General features: G+C 33.8%; 14 protein-coding genes. 10 read left to right on the forward strand and 4 right to left on the reverse strand.

Translation table 11 applies throughout. The annotated features are described in order from the left end of the window. The first annotated feature begins 72 nt into the window (after positions 1-72). The 8 genes from TD18_RS00255 (at position 73) to TD18_RS00285 (ending at position 12,798) form a co-directional block, all read left to right on the forward strand. Entirely contained in the window at positions 73-1,254 is a 1,182-nt protein-coding gene (locus TD18_RS00255) for an alpha/beta hydrolase (RefSeq protein WP_040246953.1), read from the forward strand. Further along, a complete protein-coding gene (locus tag TD18_RS17150) occupies positions 1,241-1,393 on the forward strand; it encodes a hypothetical protein (RefSeq protein ID WP_160289441.1) in 153 nt (50 codons plus the stop codon). The genes TD18_RS00255 and TD18_RS17150 overlap by 14 nt, the downstream gene beginning before the upstream one ends. 62 nt (positions 1,394-1,455) lie before the next feature. Then, on the forward strand, positions 1,456-2,814 hold the full coding sequence (gene radA, locus TD18_RS00260) for a DNA repair protein RadA (RefSeq protein ID WP_040246956.1): 1,359 nt from the start codon (positions 1,456-1,458) through the stop codon (positions 2,812-2,814). Between the two features lie 237 nt (positions 2,815-3,051). Further along, a complete protein-coding gene (locus TD18_RS16515) occupies positions 3,052-6,897 on the forward strand; it encodes a LamG domain-containing protein (protein WP_084205801.1) in 3,846 nt (1,281 codons plus the stop codon). Positions 6,898-7,049: 152 nt separating this feature from the next. Further along, positions 7,050-7,628 carry a Crp/Fnr family transcriptional regulator gene (locus tag TD18_RS00270; protein WP_040246958.1) on the forward strand — a complete coding sequence of 193 codons (579 nt, stop codon included), beginning with the start codon at positions 7,050-7,052 and terminating at the stop codon, positions 7,626-7,628. A gap of 623 nt (positions 7,629-8,251) precedes the next feature. Next, a complete protein-coding gene (ileS, locus tag TD18_RS00275; protein WP_040246963.1) occupies positions 8,252-11,650 on the forward strand; it encodes an isoleucine--tRNA ligase in 3,399 nt (1,132 codons plus the stop codon). A 4-nt stretch (positions 11,651-11,654) separates the two neighbouring features. Continuing rightward, positions 11,655-12,035, forward strand: coding sequence for a TraR/DksA family transcriptional regulator (locus TD18_RS00280; protein WP_040246966.1), 381 nt, complete (start codon positions 11,655-11,657; stop codon positions 12,033-12,035). Positions 12,036-12,144: 109 nt separating this feature from the next. After that, positions 12,145-12,798 carry a lipoprotein signal peptidase gene (locus TD18_RS00285; protein WP_040246968.1) on the forward strand — a complete coding sequence of 218 codons (654 nt, stop codon included), beginning with the start codon at positions 12,145-12,147 and terminating at the stop codon, positions 12,796-12,798. On the opposite strand, the gene TD18_RS00290 is transcribed toward TD18_RS00285, so the two are convergent. From TD18_RS00290 to TD18_RS00305, 4 genes are read right to left on the reverse strand one after another with little or no spacing between them, the layout of a single operon-like run. Further along, a complete protein-coding gene (locus tag TD18_RS00290) occupies positions 12,795-13,358 on the reverse strand; it encodes a 5-formyltetrahydrofolate cyclo-ligase (protein WP_040246971.1) in 564 nt (187 codons plus the stop codon). The genes TD18_RS00285 and TD18_RS00290 overlap by 4 nt on opposite strands. Beyond that, positions 13,351-14,322: a succinylglutamate desuccinylase/aspartoacylase family protein gene (locus TD18_RS00295; RefSeq protein ID WP_040246973.1), complete on the reverse strand. Its 972-nt coding sequence runs from the start codon at positions 14,320-14,322 to the stop codon at positions 13,351-13,353. The genes TD18_RS00290 and TD18_RS00295 overlap by 8 nt, the downstream gene beginning before the upstream one ends. Next, entirely contained in the window at positions 14,323-15,198 is an 876-nt protein-coding gene (gene rimK, locus TD18_RS00300) for a 30S ribosomal protein S6--L-glutamate ligase (protein WP_040246975.1), read from the reverse strand. Further along, positions 15,195-15,620 carry an ATP-dependent zinc protease family protein gene (locus TD18_RS00305; protein ID WP_040246978.1) on the reverse strand — a complete coding sequence of 142 codons (426 nt, stop codon included), beginning with the start codon at positions 15,618-15,620 and terminating at the stop codon, positions 15,195-15,197. Before TD18_RS00305 ends, rimK begins: the two co-directional genes overlap by 4 nt. 119 nt (positions 15,621-15,739) lie before the next feature. On the opposite strand from TD18_RS00305, the gene uvrC reads away from it, so the two are divergent. Together uvrC and TD18_RS00315 are read left to right on the forward strand one after the other, a co-directional pair. After that, entirely contained in the window at positions 15,740-17,533 is a 1,794-nt protein-coding gene (uvrC, locus tag TD18_RS00310) for an excinuclease ABC subunit UvrC (protein ID WP_040246979.1), read from the forward strand. Next, positions 17,530-19,770 carry a patatin-like phospholipase family protein gene (locus TD18_RS00315; RefSeq protein ID WP_040246983.1) on the forward strand — a complete coding sequence of 747 codons (2,241 nt, stop codon included), beginning with the start codon at positions 17,530-17,532 and terminating at the stop codon, positions 19,768-19,770. The genes uvrC and TD18_RS00315 overlap by 4 nt, the downstream gene beginning before the upstream one ends. Positions 19,771-19,892: the final 122 nt, after the last annotated feature.

The raw sequence follows: 19,892 nt of genomic DNA on the forward strand, positions 1-19,892 counted from the left end.
GCATTTCGTCGAATAAATGCGTGTTTTATCGTTGGGATTATTATATTTATACCTCCAAATCCCTACTAAACGATGAAAAAATACCTACTTATTTCATGTGTCGTTCTATTTAGTGCGTCACTTTTTTCGCAAACCATTAATAAAGAGTTACCATCCAGATATCTGAATACAACCAGAGATATCAAAATTAAATTACCCGATAATTATAATCCGGAATCTTCTGTAAAGCATCCTGTCATTATCGTATTTGATGGTGATTATTTATTTGAACCTGTACTCGGACAAGTTCACTTTCAAACTTATTTTAAAGAAATGCCAGAATCTATAGTGGTTGGTATTGTTCAGGGTGAAGAACGATTTTATGATGGTTATTTTGATGAACTAACAGGAATGCCTTTTGAATCTGGAAAGCGATTTTATGACTTTGTTCAGAATGAGCTGTTACCTCATATAGATAACAATTACAATACAAGTTCGTTTAGAGTGGCAATTGGACATAATATGATGGCTAATTTTATTAACTCATATTTGTTTACTGATGAACCTATTTTTCAGGCGTATATCAATATTAGTCCTGATTATAAAGGAACCATGTCAAATAACTTGGCGACACGTTTAGGCCATTTAAAAAATGATGTGTTTTATTATGTGGCTACAAGTGATAAAGATGTTCCTAGCTTAAAATCTAAAATTCAAGAAACAAGTACTATACTTAAAACATTAGATACTCAAAAACTTACGTTCTATTACGATGAATTAAAAGGAGATACTCATTACACATTGGTTACAGGAGCATTATCAAAAGCTCTGGATAAGATTTTTGAAATTTTCAAACCTTTAGATGAAAAAGAAATCAACGAAAAAGTATTGACCTACGAGGGGACGCTTGACGAATATATTGTAAATAGATATGAACGTATTGAAAAGTACTTTGGAATAAGCAAACCAATAACTGAGGAAGAGTTTGCTAAAATTGTTGCTATTGCCGAGGAACGAGACGATTTAGAATCGCTTCAAAATATTGGAAAGTTAGCCAATAAACAAGATCCTCAATCTTCTTTAGGAACGTATTACTTAGCGCTTCATGCTGAGAAAATTGGGAAAAATAAAAAGGCAACTAAATATTACGAATCTGCTTTAACCCTTGGTGAAACTACAATTATTGACAAAGAGTACATCAAGTCAAAACTGAAAAACTTACAAGATTTGGCTACTGATGATAACGAAAGAGAAAATGAAGATGAAGAAAACTAAATTCAATATATACTCAACAGATTATGCTTTTGAGTGGTTGTTTCTCAAAGTTAAGGCTTTCCTTTTTGCAAATATGCCTTCAAAATTAGCAACTGTAAAAATCTTATCAATCATTGCTTGGTTTAAAGATATCAACTAAAAAAATCTTAATTTAGCTGAAGTTTTAACTTTAAAGTTTCCCGTTCTTCACGGAACAGATCTATGGCTAAATTAAAAACAACTTTTTTCTGTCAAAATTGTGGTTCACAATATTCCAAATGGCAAGGACAATGTACGGCATGCAAAGAATGGAATACCATTACAGAAGAAGTCATTCAAAAGCCTGAAAAAAGCGATTGGAAAACACCAGCTTCAATATCAAAACGCGTTTCGAAACCATTAAGAATTAATGAAATTGATGCGTCTCAAGAGGCAAGATTAGATACTTCAGACCAGGAGTTTAATCGTGTGCTTGGTGGCGGATTAGTGCCTGGATCGCTTACCTTGTTAGGAGGAGAACCTGGCATTGGAAAAAGCACATTGCTACTTCAGATATCTCTAAAACTACCTTATAAAACCTTATATGTTTCAGGTGAAGAAAGTCAGCAACAAATTAAAATGCGTGCTGAACGTATTAATCCGAATACAAACAATTGTTACATACTAACAGAAACCAAAACGCAGCTGATATTCAAACAAATTGAAGCACTTGAGCCTGATGTTGTCATAATAGATTCTATCCAAACCTTGCATAGTGATTATATCGAATCTTCTAGTGGAAGTATTTCTCAAATTAAGGAATGTACAACAGAACTCATAAAATTTGCCAAAGAAACAGCTACTCCAGTAATTCTAATTGGACATATCACTAAAGATGGCCATATTGCTGGTCCGAAAATCTTGGAGCACATGGTGGATACCGTTTTGCAATTTGAAGGCGATCGCAATCATGTCTTTCGAATTCTTCGTGCCAATAAAAACAGATTTGGCTCAACTCACGAATTGGGAATTTATGAAATGCAAGGTTCTGGCTTGAGAGAAGTGACTAATCCATCCGAAATTCTAATCTCTCAAAAAGATGAAGAATTATCTGGTAATGCCGTTGCTGCAACCCTCGAAGGAATGCGTCCTTTAATGATTGAAGTGCAAGCTTTAGTAAGTACTGCTGTCTATGGCACACCTCAGAGAAGTGCCACAGGTTTTAATGCAAAACGACTAAACATGTTACTGGCTGTTTTAGAAAAACGTGCAGGATTTAGACTCGGTGCTAAAGATGTGTTTTTAAATATTACTGGTGGTATAACAGTTGATGATCCGGCTATTGATTTGGCTGTAGTTGCTGCCATATTATCGTCTAATGAAGATGTCTTTTTACCTAGCAATTTTTGTTTTGCCGCTGAAGTAGGTTTGTCTGGTGAAATTCGTCCGGTTCAGCGTGTTGAACAACGCATTTTAGAAGCTGAAAAACTAGGCTTTTCAACTATTTTTGTGTCCAAGTACAATAAGATTGCATTGAAAAAAACAAGCATAAAAATTCAGCTCATTTCTAAAATTGAGGATCTGGTGGGATACGTAGTTTAAATAACTTTTCGTATTCAATTATCGATGTTTTCGGTGTTTTGTATTCAGTAAATTGAACTTCATCTGATTTCTATAACACTTCAACTAATATCCACTATTCACATGAGTAGCAATCACTTCTAATTGCTTAATTTTGTGTGGAATATGAGAGCTAAAACGTAGGTTTTTCATATATGAATTTAATGTCCCTTTAAAAAATCTATCGGACGAATTGTCTGAATTATTGACCACTATGCTATGAAGCTAAGACGACTTTATACACTTTTCTTTCTGATACTTTTATCTGGATCTCAATTGGCTATAGCTCAAGATGCAGATAATGATGGAATTCCAGATCATCTCGATTTAGATGATGATAACGACGGCATACCAGATGTTGTGGAGCGACAAGGTGTTGCTGTTTCAGGTGGATCAGAATGTGGTGGAGAAGTCGATTTTAATTTTAATGCCTTTCCAACAGAGGTTTCCGGAGATGGGAATGACGCTACGATTCTTTTAGGAGAAGTATTTAGATTTGCTAATATTGGTACAGGTGTTGACGCCTTAATTACAATTGTTGACGTTATAGGTGCAACAGTTACCGATTTAGATGATAACGGATCAAATCCAACCTATTTTAAACCAAATTTAGAATTTAATAACATGCTTCCAGAGCAGGAAGCATATGTCGAATTTAATATTCAGCTTGTGCAATCAGGAACAGCTATTCCTATTGTTGTTCCCGAAATATTTATTAATATAAATGATATTGATGGAAATTCAACATTGTTTGAAATTGACCAGATTCAAATTCCGTTTAGTTACGTCATTGATAGCCCAACGAATGTTACCGTTACCGAAGAACCAAATTTTTTAGTGGCTATCTCGGGAGATACAAACTACACAGGAACCTCTAATATTTTTCCTAACAATAATATTGCAGCGCGATATTTTGACTTTTCTAGCTATACAGTTCGTCTGGGCATACGCGCAAGAACTCATATTAATTATGTAGTAAGACGCTATAGTCTAGAGTTTTCTTGTGTGACGAATTTTGTCAACCCACAAACTGTTTCTACAGATACTGATGATGATGGTATTCCTAATTATTTAGACATTGATAGTGACAATGACGGTATTCCAGATAATGTTGAAGCGCAATCTACTATTGGTTATCTTCAGCCTTCAACAAGTGTAAATGCTTCCGGAATTCCTGATAACTACGGAACTGGTTTGATGCCTCAAGATACAGATGCCGACGGTATTCCAGATTATTTGGATACCGACGCTGATAACGACGGAACTTTAGATATTTTTGAAAGTGGATTAGCAACGACACTATCAGGAATAGATACAGATAATGATGGTTTGGACGATAATTTCGAAACTAATGGTGTAAACGATGCCGTACAAGATGTGAATGAAGATATCGATAACCCTTCTGCATTACCAGATGCAGATGGAGATTTATTAACTGGTGGAGAGGTGGATTATCGTGATTTATTTGATACAAATCCGCCAACTGTTGCAGCATTAGATTTTGATGGTGTGAATGATCACCTATCGTGTAACGGTTTTGTAGATGAATTAGACCAGGTAACAATCATGGCTTGGGTGAAAATTGATAACTCAGCGTCAGGAACTATGACCATTGCTGGAGAAGATATAAGTTGCAGATTATTTGTAGAGAATGGAAATACACTTGGATTTTCAACAAAAACGAATGGTAATACTGAAAATTCAGTTTTAGGTTCAAGTATCAATTATAATGAATGGCATCATGTTACCGGAACATTTTCAGCCGCTAATGGTCGCAATGAATTATTTATTGATGGTGAACTTGTTGCATTTCATAATGGTGCTACTGGAGCGACAATTGATGTGACTACAAATAGTAATGGTAGGTTTGAAGTCGGAAGACGTTCAAGTCGAATTAGTGATAAAGAATACTTTAAAGGCGAAATTGATGAGCTGAGAGTTTTTGATGCTGCATTAACAGCTGAACAAATACAGCAAATAGTGTATCAGGAAATTACTAATAACTCAGGAAAAGTAAGAGGTGCATTAATTGATAAAGACATCATTAATCATTCAACTTCAGCTACGATAGCATGGACCAACCTTTTGGCATATTATCCAATGTCTGATGTTAGAGGAAATACCTTAAATGACTTTTCACAATATTCGAGATCTTTAACCATAACTGGGATTACTGCAATGCAGCCTCAAACAGCACCAATGCCTTTTCAAACAAATAGTTCAGGTGATTGGAGTGATGAATCTATTTGGTTACATGGTGATGTTTGGGATATTGAAAATGTTGCTACTAATAAAGACTGGAGTATTATTAATATTAAAAACGATATCATTACTTCAAGTTCTCACACTAATCTAGGGCTTTTTATTGATGCTAATAAAAAGCTAACTATAATTGGAGATCACAAAGTTGAAAACACCTGGTATTTTGAACTTAATGGGACTTTAGATCTGAGTGATGATTCGCAACTTATTCAAAATTCTTACAGTGATTTAGTGACATCTTCCCAAGGAAAAATCTTGAGACGTCAAGAAGGACATGCTAGTGTATATTGGTATAACTATTGGGCGTCTCCTGTAGGTGTAACTGGAGCAACAGCGTTGACAAATAACAATACTAATACAAACAATACTAATAACTCCGATTTTAGATTGAATTTGCTCAAGAAAGGAGATGGTAGTAACATGACATTTACTAATGCTTATCATCAAATTGGTAGTTTGAGCACACGCTGGTTGTACACTTATAAAAACGGAGTAACGTATTTAGATTATACTGCTATAAACCAAAGTACAGATCTGGAGGCTGGTATTGGATATACCCAAAAGGGAACTGGAACTTCTGATCCTGAACAACAATATTTGTTTGAAGGGAAGCCTAATAACGGAACCGTTGCTATTAATGTAACCGATACTGGAGGGAATGGTTCTGTGCCTACAGTTTCTAGAACAACTTATTTACTAGGAAATCCTTATCCGTCTGCTATAGATGTTCATGAATTTATTGATGATAACGTAGGTGTTATTGGTGGTTCAATCCAATTGTGGCAACAATGGAGTGGAAATTCTCACTATTTGAATGCATATAATGGTGGTTACGCAGTAGTAACGAAATTAGGATCTGTTAGAGCGTCTCAATTTATTGGAATTAACGGAGGAAGTACTGGAGGAGAAGAAGGAACAAGGTTACCATCGCGATATCTTCCTGTCGGTCAAGGGTTTTTTACTGAAATTGTAGCTAATGGAACCGTTGTGTTTAAAAATAGTCAGCGAATTTTTATTAAAGAAAGCGATGCTAATGGCACCTATGATACAGGTTCGGTATTTTTAAGAACAGGCAATAGTTCTGCTAATGAAACGACTTCAGATTCAGAAAATATCATTCAAAAAATTAGAATTGAATTTGCATCAGTTGACGGTCCAGATGCACGTCGGGAATTATTATTAGGTTTCAGTTCGTTGACGTCTGATGCTTTTGATTATGGATACGAAGCAAAAAATGCATCTGAAAACGAGAATGATTTAAATCTCATATTAGATGATGAATTAATGCTTATGCAATCATATGGCCCAATTTCAGATGAAAAAGTGGTTCCGCTGGTTTTAAATACTTCAGGGAATTATAGTTTTACCATAAAAGCGACACAATTAGAATATATTGACGAAGACCAAGAAGTCTATCTCAAAGATAATCTAACTGGAGCTTATTTCAATCTGAAAAGTGAACAGGCTTACGAGTTTACTTCAGAATCAGGAGTATTTCAAACAAGATTTGAAATTGTATTTAAAGAACAGGAAGACACACTTTCAACTCCTGAAAATGGTTATCAATACAATCTAATTTATTTTAATAACGATACAAATAGGTTAATTGTAAAAGGACTTCAAACTGATGTTGATCAAATCATGTTGTTAAACGTCTTAGGGCAATCTATACTAGAATTTACAAATGTTAATGCACAAGACTTACAAAACGGATTAGAAATTTCAAATGTCAATAGTGGTACATATGTTGTGTATATCAAAACGAAACGAATGACTAAGACTAAGAAAATAATTATTAATTAGCATTTGAAAATAAAATTAGCAGCTATTTTATCATTCAGTCAGTAGTTTTTTAGCACATTATCTTTTTTATAAGCATCTTCATAGGTAATATTTGCTTACCATATTTAAAATTTCAAACTTTAGTACTACCAACCCCTTTTAACTAACTAAACATGGAAAATCCAGGCTTTGATTTTCTTAAGTCAAATTTTAATGTTTCCAAAGAAACGTTTGTAATTCTTAAAAACCTATCTACTAAAAAAACACTAACCTCTGGAGACAAAACAATCGCACAAGGAGGCATGAGTAATAATCTTTACTTTTTAACTTCGGGATTAATGAGGTCTGTCCGTATTTCAGAAAGAGGTAAAGAATACACAAAAAATTTGTATTCACCCATTAGTTTTGTTGGTCCGTTTAGTTCGATTTTAACTAAAAAACCTTCACTTTTAACCTATGAAGCATTAACAGATTGTATTGTTTACGAAGTTGATTATGAGGATTTTTTTAAGTTGACACAAACTGTTATTGAAATTAGTAATTTATACAACAGAGTTTTAGAATATCTGTTTTTAATTTATGAGCAAAAGCAATTTGAGTCTATTTCTCTAAATGCTACAGAGCGCTATCAATTATTGAAAAGTCGAATTCCTGATATAGATAAGCAAATTGCACAACATCAAATCGCTTCTTATCTCAATATTACGCCAGTTCAGTTAAGTAGAATTAGGAAAGAATTAAAACAGAATTAACATATGTTATTTGGTTTTGCACAAGAAGTACTTACGTTTGTAATCTAACTAGCTAACCTTTAATCCCAAATATCTAATAGCAGATTTTAAAAAGCAAACATTCAAATGTTTGCTTTTTTTATTAGTCAAATCTCAGAAAAACCTATCTAATTGCAGGTCATGTGACTTCGTTCTCATTTTTGTGTCTAAACTGTGAGATTCACTAGTATTCTTCTCATGGACAAAGCTAAAATGGTCATTTCAATACTAGCATTATTATGTATAATTATAATGGTGTTTGTAAGCGTCTATACTATTATTATTGAATTATTTTCAGCCTCATGAAAAACTTAAAAAGAATCATTTCCTTAGTGGCTTTATTAATCATATTTGTGATTGTGATTTTTAAGATCTGATTTATTGTCAAAATAGATGATATAAATCACATAGCTCTATTACCAGTAATGCTTTCTCATTTTTAATAGAATACACCTATAATTTTCCTAAAATTCATTAATTTCGCGACTCGATTAGAACAATGATATTATGAGCGTTAAAACTTTGGTTTAACGATACTTGCATTTCGCATTTTATTTACGATTAAAGTTGACATCTGTCTATAATAACAAACTAAAAACTATCCGATGAAATTTCCTGAATATAAAGGACTTGACTTGCCAAAAGTAGCAGAAGACATTCTAAACTATTGGGAAGCGAATAACATCTTTGAAAAAAGTATTTCTACCAGAGAAGGTAATAAGCCATTTGTGTTTTTTGAAGGACCACCTTCAGCAAATGGATTACCAGGAGTGCATCATGTTTTAGCACGTGCTATAAAAGATATTTTTCCTCGCTATAAAACCATGAAAGGGTTTCAGGTAAAGAGAAAAGCCGGTTGGGATACACATGGTTTGCCTATTGAATTAGGCGTAGAAAAAGAATTAGGAATCACTAAAGAAGATATCGGAAAAACAATCTCTGTTGAAGATTACAATGCTGCATGTCGGAAAGCAGTGATGCGTTATACTGATGTCTGGAACGACCTCACTCAAAAGATGGGTTATTGGGTAAATATGGAGGATCCATACATTACTTACGATCCTAAATACATGGAGAGCGTTTGGTGGTTGCTTAAACAAATTTATGACAAGAGTTTACTGTATAAAGGGTATACCATTCAGCCATATTCACCAAAGGCAGGAACTGGTTTAAGTTCTCATGAGTTGAATCAACCTGGAACTTATCAAGATGTGACTGATACAACGGTTGTAGCTCAGTTTAAGGCAAATGAAAATTCATTACCTGATTTTTTACAAAATGAAGGCGATATTTACTTTTTAGCTTGGACGACGACTCCTTGGACTTTACCAAGTAATACTGCCTTAACGGTTGGACCTAAGATTGATTATGTCTTGGTCGAAACTTATAATCAGTACACATTCAAACCCATGAATGTGATATTAGCTAAGAAATTAGTGAATTATCAATTTGATGGTAAATTCAAATTTGTGGAAGAAAAGTCAGACTTGTTAGCTTACAATTCTGGTGATAAAAAGATTCCTTACTTCGTTGTTAAAGAGTTTAAAGGCGCAGATTTAGTCGGAATTACCTACGAGCAATTATTACCTTATGCACTTCCAAACGACAATCCTGAACATGCGTTTAGAGTGATTTCAGGAGATTTCGTTACGACTGAAGATGGTACAGGAATTGTTCATACAGCACCAACGTTTGGAGCAGATGATGCTTTGGTTGCAAAACAGGCAACACCAGAAGTTCCGCCTTTACTTGTTAAAGATGTCAATGGAAATTTAGTGCCTTTAGTTGATTTACAAGGTCGCTTTAGACCAGAATTAGGTGAGTTTGCTGGCAAATATGTTAAAAACGAATATTACAATGATGGCGAAGCTCCAGAGCGTTCTGTTGATGTTGAATTGGCTATCAAATTAAAAGAAGAAAATAAAGCCTTTAAGGTTGAAAAATATAAACACAGTTACCCAAATTGCTGGAGAACGGATAAGCCAATTTTATACTATCCGTTAGATTCCTGGTTTATTAAAGTGACTGATGTTAAAGATCGCATGCATGAGCTTAATAAAACCATAAACTGGAAACCAGAATCTACAGGTACTGGTCGATTCGGAAACTGGTTAGCAAATGCAAATGACTGGAATTTATCGCGTTCAAGATATTGGGGAATTCCATTACCAATCTGGAGAACTGAAGATGGTAAAGAGGAAATCTGTATTGGTTCTGTTGAAGAACTGAAAAATGAAATGCAACGTGCCGTTGAGGCAGGCATAATGAAAGCTGATATTTTCCAAAGTTTTGAAATCGGAAACAATTCCGAAGAAAACTATGCTAAAATAGATTTGCATAAAAATATCGTTGATGAGATTGTTTTGGTGTCACCAAACGGTCAGCCAATGAAGCGTGAAAGCGATTTAATTGATGTGTGGTTCGATTCTGGTTCGATGCCTTATGCACAATGGCATTATCCTTTTGAAAACAAGGAACTTATTGATGAAGGAAAATCGTTTCCTGCCGACTTTATAGCTGAAGGTGTTGATCAAACACGTGGATGGTTTTATACTTTACATGCCATTGCAACGATGGTTTTCGATTCTGTAGCCTATAAAAATGTCGTGTCTAACGGTTTGGTATTAGATAAAAACGGACAAAAAATGTCGAAGCGTTTAGGCAATGCAACCGATCCTTTCGAAACTTTAGGCACTTATGGTGCAGATGCGACGCGATGGTACATGATTATGAATGCCAATCCTTGGGATAATTTAAAATTTGATTTGGATGGTATCGAAGAGGTTAAACGTAAGTTCTTCGGAACACTATACAACACCTATTCGTTCTTTACTTTATATACCAATTTAGATAAATTCAACTATTCTGAAGCTGATATTCCTTTGAAGGATAGACCTGAAATTGACCGTTGGATTTTATCAGAATTACATACTTTAATTCAGAAGGTAGATGCGTATTATGCGGAATACGAACCAACAAAAGCCGCTAGAGCGATTTCAGATTTTACTCAGGATTATTTGAGTAACTGGTATGTGCGTTTAAGCAGAAGACGTTTCTGGAAAGGCGATTATCAGTCTGATAAAATTTCAGCATATCAAACTTTATATACTTGTATGGAAACCATTGCCAAGTTAGGAGCTCCAATTGCACCATTCTTTATGGATCGTTTGTATATGGATTTAAATTCAGTGACCAAAAAAGAAGCTTTTGAGAGTATTCACCTTTCTGAATTTCCAAAGTTTGATGCGTCTTATGTTGATAAGTCTTTAGAGCGTAAGATGGAAAGTGCGCAAACAATTTCTTCACTGGTTTTATCGTTAAGAGCTAAAGAGAAAATTAAGGTACGTCAGCCACTACAAAAAATCATGATTCCTATTGATTCTAAAGAGCAAAAGGCAGAGATTTTAGCTGTTGCAGACCTTATAAAGTCTGAAGTGAATGTAAAACAAGTTGAGGTTTTAGAAGATGCTTCCGATATATTGGTGAAACAAATTAAACCAAATTTCAAAGTTCTAGGTCCTCGTTTTGGAGCCGATATGAAAGCTGTAGCTCAGGCTGTTAATAATTTTTCAGCTGAAGACATCAAAAATATCGAGCAAAATGGTAGTTTAGACGTTGAAATTAATGGAAAAAACATTACTTTAGAACAATCAGATGTTGAGATTACATCAAAAGATATTGAAGGATGGCTTGTAGCAAGTTCGGGCCCATTAACAGTAGCTTTAGATGTTACCATAACTGAAGAGTTGCAAAAAGAAGGTATTGCTAGAGAATTAGTAAACAGAATTCAAAATTTACGTAAGGATTCTGGTTTTGAACTCACTGATAGAATAGCCGTACAGTTTCAAAAAGATGAACAAATTATTAATGCCATAAACAAGAATTTAGAATACATAAAAACGGAAACACTTACCGACGAATTAGAAATTTTAGAACAGCTAAAAGATGGTATAGAAATTGCCTTTGATGATGTAAATACCAAATTGTTTATACAAAAAATTTAAAACCATGTCAACAGAGAACACAGTAAGATATTCAGACAAAGATTTAGCAGAATTTAAAGCCTTGCTATTAGATAAGATTGAAAAAGCTGAACATGATTTAGAACTTATCAAAAGTGCTTATATGAACGACCATAACAATGGAACAGATGATACGTCACCTACGTTCAAAGCTTTTGAAGAAGGTAGTGAAACCATGAGCAAAGAAGCAAACTCTCAATTAGCAATTCGTCAGGAAAAATTCATCAGAGATTTAAAAAATGCCATTATCAGAATTGAGAACAAAACCTATGGTGTTTGTCGTGTTACCGGAAAACTCATTAATAAAGAGCGTTTAAAACTCGTTCCTCATGCCACATTGAGTATTGAAGCAAAAAACATGCAATAACTTCGTATTAGTTGTATATAAAAAACGTCTTATCTCATAAGACGTTTTTCTTTTTCCTAAAATTGTAAACTCAATAAAAGGTTTATTTTTACACCTGTAATAACTCAACATGTCATTAAAAAAAGCGACGCTTCTCATTTTAATTATTTTAATAGTAGATCAAGTTTCTAAACTCTACATTAAAACGCATTTTGCGCTCAACGAAAGTGTAGAGGTGTTTTCATGGTTTCAAATTCTATTTGTAGAAAATGAAGGGATGGCTTGGGGAACTAAAATAAGTGATATTGTGTCCTTTATTTCCGATAGAACTGCTAAAGTTTGTTTGACAATTTTTAGAATATTAGCCGTTATTGGAATTGGTTACTGGCTAAATAAATCTATTAAAGAGAAACAGTCTAAAACACTAATTTTTGCCGTGTCGCTTATTTTAGCTGGCGCACTTGGCAATATCATCGATTCGGTGTTTTATGGTGTCTTATTTGATTCTAGTGCTGGGCAAGTTGCATCGTTTTTGCCTGTTGAAGGTGGATATGATGCTGTATTTCACGGAAAGGTCGTAGATATGTTGCATTTTCCGTTATGGAGTGGTGTTCTACCAGATTGGATTCCGTTTTTTGGCGGACAATATTTCACATTTTTTGAACCTGTTTTTAATATTGCAGATATGGCAATTAGCACAGGAATTGGGATTTTAATTTTCTTCAACAGAAGAGCATTTAATAATGAAGAAAAAGTAAAAGAAACAGAAACTTCTTTAGATTAAAAGCTATATATCTCTTCAGGTGTAACACAATAATCTAATTGTATATCACCTTCAAAAACATCAGTAATTTCTTCTTCAGCTTCAAAAAAGGATAAGCCAATTTTTAAGGTTTCCGGATTACAATCCTTTAAAAAATTATCGTAAAATCCTTTTCCGTAACCCACGCGATGTCCTGATTTGTCAAAAGCTAATAAAGGAATAAAAACAACTTCAATTTGATTTGAACCAATAGAAATACCATCAATAGGTTCAGGAATATGTAACGCGTTTTTTTTGATTACTGTATTGTCAGCCAACAAAAAATGAGACATTTCTAAAGTTGAAAAGTTGCTTTTTGAAATCACAATGTGCTTGTCTTTCCCAGAGAGAATATTTAGGATGTAATCAGTATTCACTTCCTTTTGTTCTGTGATTGATAAAAAAATATGGTAAAAATTGAAATTCCAGATTGGCAAAGTAAGTAGTTGATTTGCAATGCTTAAACTTAAATCTTCAACCTGATTTTCGGAAAGTTGCTGGCGTAATACTTTATATGTCCTTCGTAATTCAGCTTTAGTCATTTTTTAAAACTGTTGAAATATGAAAAATAGCATCACCTTGATAAATGATTGGAGATTCGTTAATATTAAAGATGTAACCACCGTTTGGTGCTTTTACAAAATGATTAAAACTTCCATAAGGATCAGTAATGTTTCCAATAACATCGCCTTTAGTGACATATGAATTAATACGTACTGTAGATTTAAACATTCCAGAATAACTGGCACGAATCCATTTACTTTCAGAAATAAAAACACAGGGTTTTTTGGGTTGCGACACTTTAAATTTACTATTAAGCATTCCTAAGTGATGTAATATTCGTTTTGCGCCATTGACTCCTGTATTGGTGATATTAGTATCAATATTAAACGATTTTCCTCCTTCAAAAAGTAATATGGGAATGCCAAGTCTATAACAAGTTTTTCTGAATGATTTATTGAGGTTTTTAGAGTACAATACAAAGGGAGCACCAAAAATTTTAGCGAGTTCTTTTAGGTTTTTCTCGCCTTTTATAATGCGTACTTGTGCTGCATTAAAACGATCTGCTCCTCCAGTATGAAAATCCATAACCAAATCGGCATGAGGTAAAACTTCTGTCACCAATTTAAAGGCCACTCGACTCGCTAAAGATCCACCTTTTATGCCAGGAAACACGCGATTCAAATCACGACCATCAGGAAATTCGCGATCTAAATGAATAAATCCGAATACATTTATAACTGGCACACAAATAATAGTGCCTTTTTTAGGTTTGTTAATACCTTTAGCAATAAGTTGTCTTACGATTTCTACACCATTAACTTCGTCGCCATGAATACCAGCTGTAATTAAAACTGTTGGACCAGGTTTTTTTGAGCGTTCTATAATAATGGGAACATCAATTGTATTTTGCGTATGAAGCTTAGCAACATTAAAACTTACAGTTGCACTTTTTCCCAGAGCAACTTTTTCACCTAAAATTTCTAAGACATCTTTAGCACTCATCTATGTGCGGTTTCGTTCAATAAATGTGATAATTGCTCTTGCTATATTTTTCCCTGTTGCACCTTCAATGCCTTCTAGACCTGGAGTTGAATTGACTTCTAAAAGTAAAGGTCCACGTGCAGATTGTAACATGTCAACACCACAAACAGGAAGTTTTAATGCTTTAGAAGCGTTCATTGCCAGTTTTAATTCGTCACTATCCAGTTTTATAATATTAGCACTTCCTCCTCGATGTAAGTTAGATCGAAACTCGCCTTCTTTTCCTTGTCGCTTCATGGCACCAACCACTTGTCCGTCAACTATTAAAGCTCGAATATCTGCACCTTTAGCTTCTTTAATAAATTCCTGTACAATGACACGCGCTTGAAGTCCGTTGAAGGCTTCAAGTACAGATTCTGCAGCATTTTTAGTTTCGGCTAAAACAACACCTAAACCTTGTGTGCCTTCTAGAAGTTTAATAATTACAGGCGTTCCTCCAACATGCTCAATCACTTCTTCAACATCACGAGAGTAATTGGTAAACACTGTTTTTGGCATACCAATTCCTGCTTTACTCAGGCGTTGTAAACTCCTTAATTTATCTCTTGAACGTTGAATGGCATCTGAAGTTACTATTGTAAAAACACCCATCATTTCAAATTGTCTAACGACTGCGCAACCATAAAAGGTTACTGAGGATCCAATACGAGGAATGATGGCATCGACATAATCTAAATAGCGATCTTTATAGTAGATGGTTGGTTTTTCTTTCTCAATAATAATATCACACTTAAGAGGGTCGATAACTTCTACTTCATGACCTCTTGATTTGCCTTCTTCAACCAAACGCTGAGTTGAATATAAATGGGGATTCCTTGATAAAATGACTATGTTCATTCGTGTGTGCTGTTAAAAGAAACGTTTTCCATATTAACGTCTACTAAAAATTTATTACTTAAAAACTGACGTCCGATTAATACGGGAAATTTCATATCGTCTCTAGTGCTTAAAGTTAAGTTAATCTTATAAGTTTTACCAAAGAATATGACTTCAGTTTTAATTTTATAGCGATTTTCCTTATACCCATTGCTGCTTTTTACATCTGTAAATGTGTAATTTTCAAAAATAACATCTTCGCTTTTAAAGTTTGGATGGCCTTTGCTTTCAAAAGTACAAATCAGTTTATTGTCTTTTTCTGTGATATTAGAACAGTGAATTGCTGAGGTATATGCACCTGTATCAATTTTTACTGCAACCTGTTTTAAGTTCAATTTAGGAAAGTCAACAATATCAACTCGTCCAATGATTTTTTTTGTCATTTATGTTTTTAAAAAAGAGGCGCAATGTAAACAATTGAGAATTAGAAAAAAGAAATTTTATGACAATTTTTTTAATCAAATAAAGAAGCTATTAAATACTAAATGCTAACTTTGAAATAATGGAAATTCCCACATTAGAATTACAAATAAAAACCTTGCCACAACAGCCTGGAGTTTACCAGTATTATGATGCTGATGATAAATTAATTTATGTTGGTAAAGCTAAAAACATCAAGAAAAGAGTCAGTTCCTATTTTACAAAAACACACGAGAATGGTAAAACCAGAGTACTTGTAAAAAAAATTGCGACTATTAAACACATTGTTGTAGAGACAGAAAAAGACGCACTATTACTTGAGAATAATCTGATAAAAAAATACCAACCTCGATACAATGTCATGTTAAAAGACGACAAATCGTATCCTTGGATTTGTATTAAGAAAGAACGCTTCCCAAGAGTGTTTCCTACCAGACGTGTGTTTAAGGATGGTTCAGAATATTTCGGGCCCTATACAAGCATGAAAACAGTTCATACTTTACTGGATTTAATTAAAGGACTTTACCCTCTCAGAACTTGTAATTTTAATCTTTCCGAAGAAAAAATACAATCTGGGAAATACAGAGTGTGCCTTGAATATCATTTAGGGAATTGCAAAGGACCATGCGAAGACTTGCAAAGCGAAGATGAATACAATCGCCAAATTACAGCTATAAGAGAAATTATTAAAGGGAATTTTAAAGATTCGTTGTCACAATTTAAAACCCAGATGAAGCAATTAGCTCAGGACATGCATTTTGAAGACGCTCAACGTATTAAAGATAAGATTGAAATTCTTGAAAATTATCAGGCTAAATCTACTATTGTAAACCCTAAGATTAGTAATGTTGACGTGTTTTCAATTACAAGTGACGAAGGTTTTGGTTATGTGAACTTTTTACAATTGTCCTACGGAAGCATTATCAGGTCGCATACCCTTGAAATAAAAAAGAAACTTGACGAAACTGATAAGCAATTGCTGGAATTAGCGATTACTGAAATCAGACAACGTTTCACGTCAAATTCTAAAGAAATTTATGTGCCTTTTAAGGTAGATTTAGGAGAAGACCTCAAAGTAACAATTCCGAAGTTAGGCGATAAAAAAAGAATTTTAGACTTATCACTTCGAAACGCCAAATATTATAGATTAGAACGCTTTAAACAAGTGAAAATTGTAGATCCAGATCGTCATGCCAATCGAATTATGGCTCAAATGAAACAAGATTTACGACTTTCTGAAGAACCTCGACATATAGAATGTTTCGATAATTCAAACATTCAGGGTACACATCCTGTCGCAGCTTGTGTAGTTTTTAAAGATGGAAAACCAAGCAAAAAGGACTATCGTCATTTCAATATTAAAACCGTTGAAGGTCCAGATGATTTCGCATCTATGGAAGAAGTGGTTTACAGAAGATATAAACGCTTACTGGATGAAGAACAACCATTACCGCAGTTAATTATTATTGATGGAGGTAAAGGACAGCTGTCTTCGGCTTTAAAAAGCTTGGATGCTTTAAATCTTCGGAATAAAATTGCAATCATCGGAATTGCGAAGCGTTTGGAAGAGTTATTTTATCCAGATGATCCAATTCCTTTATATTTAGACAAGAAAAGTGAAACGCTTAAGATAATTCAACAGCTAAGAAATGAAGCACATCGCTTCGGAATTGAGCATCATAGAAACAGGCGAAGTAAAAACGCTTTAACTACTGAACTGGAAACCATTCCAGGAATTGGAGAACAAACTGTAGTGGCTTTAATGAAAGTATTCAAATCTGTTAAGCGAATTGCCGAAGCTAATGAAAAAGACTTAGAGCGTGTCGTTGGAGGTTCTAAAGCAAAAAAAATAAAAGCCCATTATCAATCAAAATGAAGCAACTTCTTATCATTATATTAGTTATAGGATTATCTTTTTCATCACTTGCGCAAGACAACGGTGACACCAAAACTCCTAAAGTAGGCTTGGTGTTGAGTGGAGGAGGAGCTAAAGGATTTGCGCATATTGGTGTATTAAAAGTAATAGATAGTCTTGGGGTTAAAATCGATTACATTGCAGGTACAAGTATGGGAGCAATTATTGGCTCATTATACGCGTCTGGATATTCAGGAAAACAACTGGATTCTATTTTTAAAGGTTTAGATTTTGATAAAGTTATTAGTGATGAATTACCAAGATCTGCAAAAACCTTTTATGAACGCGATAACGACGAAAAATATGCTGTAAACCTTCCTTTTGATAAATTTAAAGTTAAGCTACCTTCAGCGCTTTCTAGAGGTCAAAATGTGTTTAACTTATTATCTAAACTCACTTTGCATGTTAGTGATATAGAACAGTTTGATCAATTGCCAATTCCGTTTTTTTGCATTGCAACAAACATCGAAAATGGCGAAGCTGTGGTCTTAGATTCTGGGAATTTGCCGCAAGCAGTAACAGCTAGTGGAGCATTTCCGTCATTATTTCAACCTGTTTTGATTGATAATCAGTTGTTAGTTGATGGAGGCGTGATTAATAACTACCCAATACATGAAATCAAGGCTAAAGGAATGGATGTTATTATTGGTGTTGACGTACAAGATGACCTGAGAGATAGAGGTGAGTTAACATCTGCTCCAGATGTGTTGCTTCAAATAAATAATTTTAGAACAATTAATGATATGAAGTTGAAATCTAAAATGACAGATATATACATTCATCCTGACATTAAAGATTTTACAGTTGTGTCATTTAGTGAGGGTAAAAAGATTATTGAAAACGGAAAGCAAGCAGCATTAAAAAACATTGAAAACTTAAATAAGTTACCTAAACGAGAAACAAGGTATCCAACGCGTTCTCTTAGTAATGAAACGCCTACAGATAGTATTAAAATAAATTTAATTACAATTAAAGGCAATAAAAGATACACAAGATCTTACGTTATAGGTAAGTTGAAATTTAAAGATGATACCAAAGTAAGCTATGAGGATTTTAATAGAGGCGTCAATAACCTTATCGCAACTAATAATTTTGATGCATTTACATATCAATTTAAAAAGTCAGAAAACAAAGAAGGATATGACTTTTATGCCACATTAACAGAAAACGAAATTACCACATTTTTAAAATTAGGATTGCATTATGATGATCTGTACAAAAGTGCTGCGTTAGTTAATCTGACTAAAAAAAGACTACTATTTGATAATGATGTAGCGTCCTTAGATATTATTTTAGGAGATAATGTGCGCTATAATTTTGAATATTTTATCGACAAAGGATTTTATTGGAGTATCGGACTTACATCAAGATACAATCAATTTCGCAAAAATGTAAATGCTGAATTATTAAATGTAGATTTCAATACTTTTGGCTCTGAACTGAACAAAATTGATATTGAACTGCAAGATCAAACCAATCAATTATATATACAAACCTTATTTCGAAAAGACTTTTCATTGAGCATTGGCGCAGAGCATAAACGACTTAAAATAAAGTCTGAAACCATTACTGTGAACAATCAAAATGATGAGTTCTTATTTGAAAGTACTGATTATGGAAGTGTTTTTGGAACCTTAAAGTTAGATATGTACGACAATAAATATTTTCCAAAAAAAGGGGTGTATTTTAATGGTGATATGCACTGGTATTTGTTATCATCTCGATTTAATACCGAATTTAATCCTTTTTCAATTGTAAAGGCCGATATGGGTTATGCCTTTAGTGTTTCAGATAAATTGGCATTTAACTTAAAAACAGAAGGTGGTTTTAAATTAGGAGAGAATTCTACGAATACACTTGATTTTGCTTTAGGAGGTTACGGAAATAATTTTATTAATAATTTCATTCCTTTTTATGGTTACGATTTTATTTCTTTAACTGGAAATAGTTACGTCAAAGCATCTGCATCAGCCGATTACGAAATTTTTAAAAAGCATCATGTAACCTTAGAAGGTAATTGGGCTAATGTAGATAATGATATTTTTGATAGTGGTGAGTGGTTCACACTCCCAGACTACAGAGGTTACGCTATCGGTTATGGCATAGATACCTTTCTAGGACCAGTTGAAGCCAAGTACTCCTATTCACCAGAACGCAGTAAAGGTATCTGGTACTTTAATATCGGATTTTGGTTTTAAAATATCCAGAATTTCACGATATTTGAACTATGCTAAATCTCATATTCAACGATTTATTATCTCATCTTCAATTTCTTATTAAAAGAAATCCTGAATAAAGCAGCATTTTTGTATCTTTAAAA

Source organism: Psychroserpens mesophilus, from assembly GCF_000826645.1.
GTDB lineage: Bacteria > Bacteroidota > Bacteroidia > Flavobacteriales > Flavobacteriaceae > Psychroserpens > Psychroserpens mesophilus.

Coding starts and splice junctions, on each gene's coding strand:
- TD18_RS00255 (WP_040246953.1), top strand. CDS start 73: ATGAAAAAATACCTACTTATTTCATGTGTCGTTCTATTTAGTGCGTCA.
- TD18_RS17150 (WP_160289441.1), top strand. CDS start 1,241: ATGAAGAAAACTAAATTCAATATATACTCAACAGATTATGCTTTTGAG.
- radA (WP_040246956.1), top strand. CDS start 1,456: ATGGCTAAATTAAAAACAACTTTTTTCTGTCAAAATTGTGGTTCACAA.
- TD18_RS16515 (WP_084205801.1), top strand. CDS start 3,052: ATGAAGCTAAGACGACTTTATACACTTTTCTTTCTGATACTTTTATCT.
- TD18_RS00270 (WP_040246958.1), top strand. CDS start 7,050: ATGGAAAATCCAGGCTTTGATTTTCTTAAGTCAAATTTTAATGTTTCC.
- ileS (WP_040246963.1), top strand. CDS start 8,252: ATGAAATTTCCTGAATATAAAGGACTTGACTTGCCAAAAGTAGCAGAA.
- TD18_RS00280 (WP_040246966.1), top strand. CDS start 11,655: ATGTCAACAGAGAACACAGTAAGATATTCAGACAAAGATTTAGCAGAA.
- TD18_RS00285 (WP_040246968.1), top strand. CDS start 12,145: ATGTCATTAAAAAAAGCGACGCTTCTCATTTTAATTATTTTAATAGTA.
- TD18_RS00290 (WP_040246971.1), bottom strand. CDS start 13,358: ATGACTAAAGCTGAATTACGAAGGACATATAAAGTATTACGCCAGCAA.
- TD18_RS00295 (WP_040246973.1), bottom strand. CDS start 14,322: ATGAGTGCTAAAGATGTCTTAGAAATTTTAGGTGAAAAAGTTGCTCTG.
- rimK (WP_040246975.1), bottom strand. CDS start 15,198: ATGAACATAGTCATTTTATCAAGGAATCCCCATTTATATTCAACTCAG.
- TD18_RS00305 (WP_040246978.1), bottom strand. CDS start 15,620: ATGACAAAAAAAATCATTGGACGAGTTGATATTGTTGACTTTCCTAAA.
- uvrC (WP_040246979.1), top strand. CDS start 15,740: ATGGAAATTCCCACATTAGAATTACAAATAAAAACCTTGCCACAACAG.
- TD18_RS00315 (WP_040246983.1), top strand. CDS start 17,530: ATGAAGCAACTTCTTATCATTATATTAGTTATAGGATTATCTTTTTCA.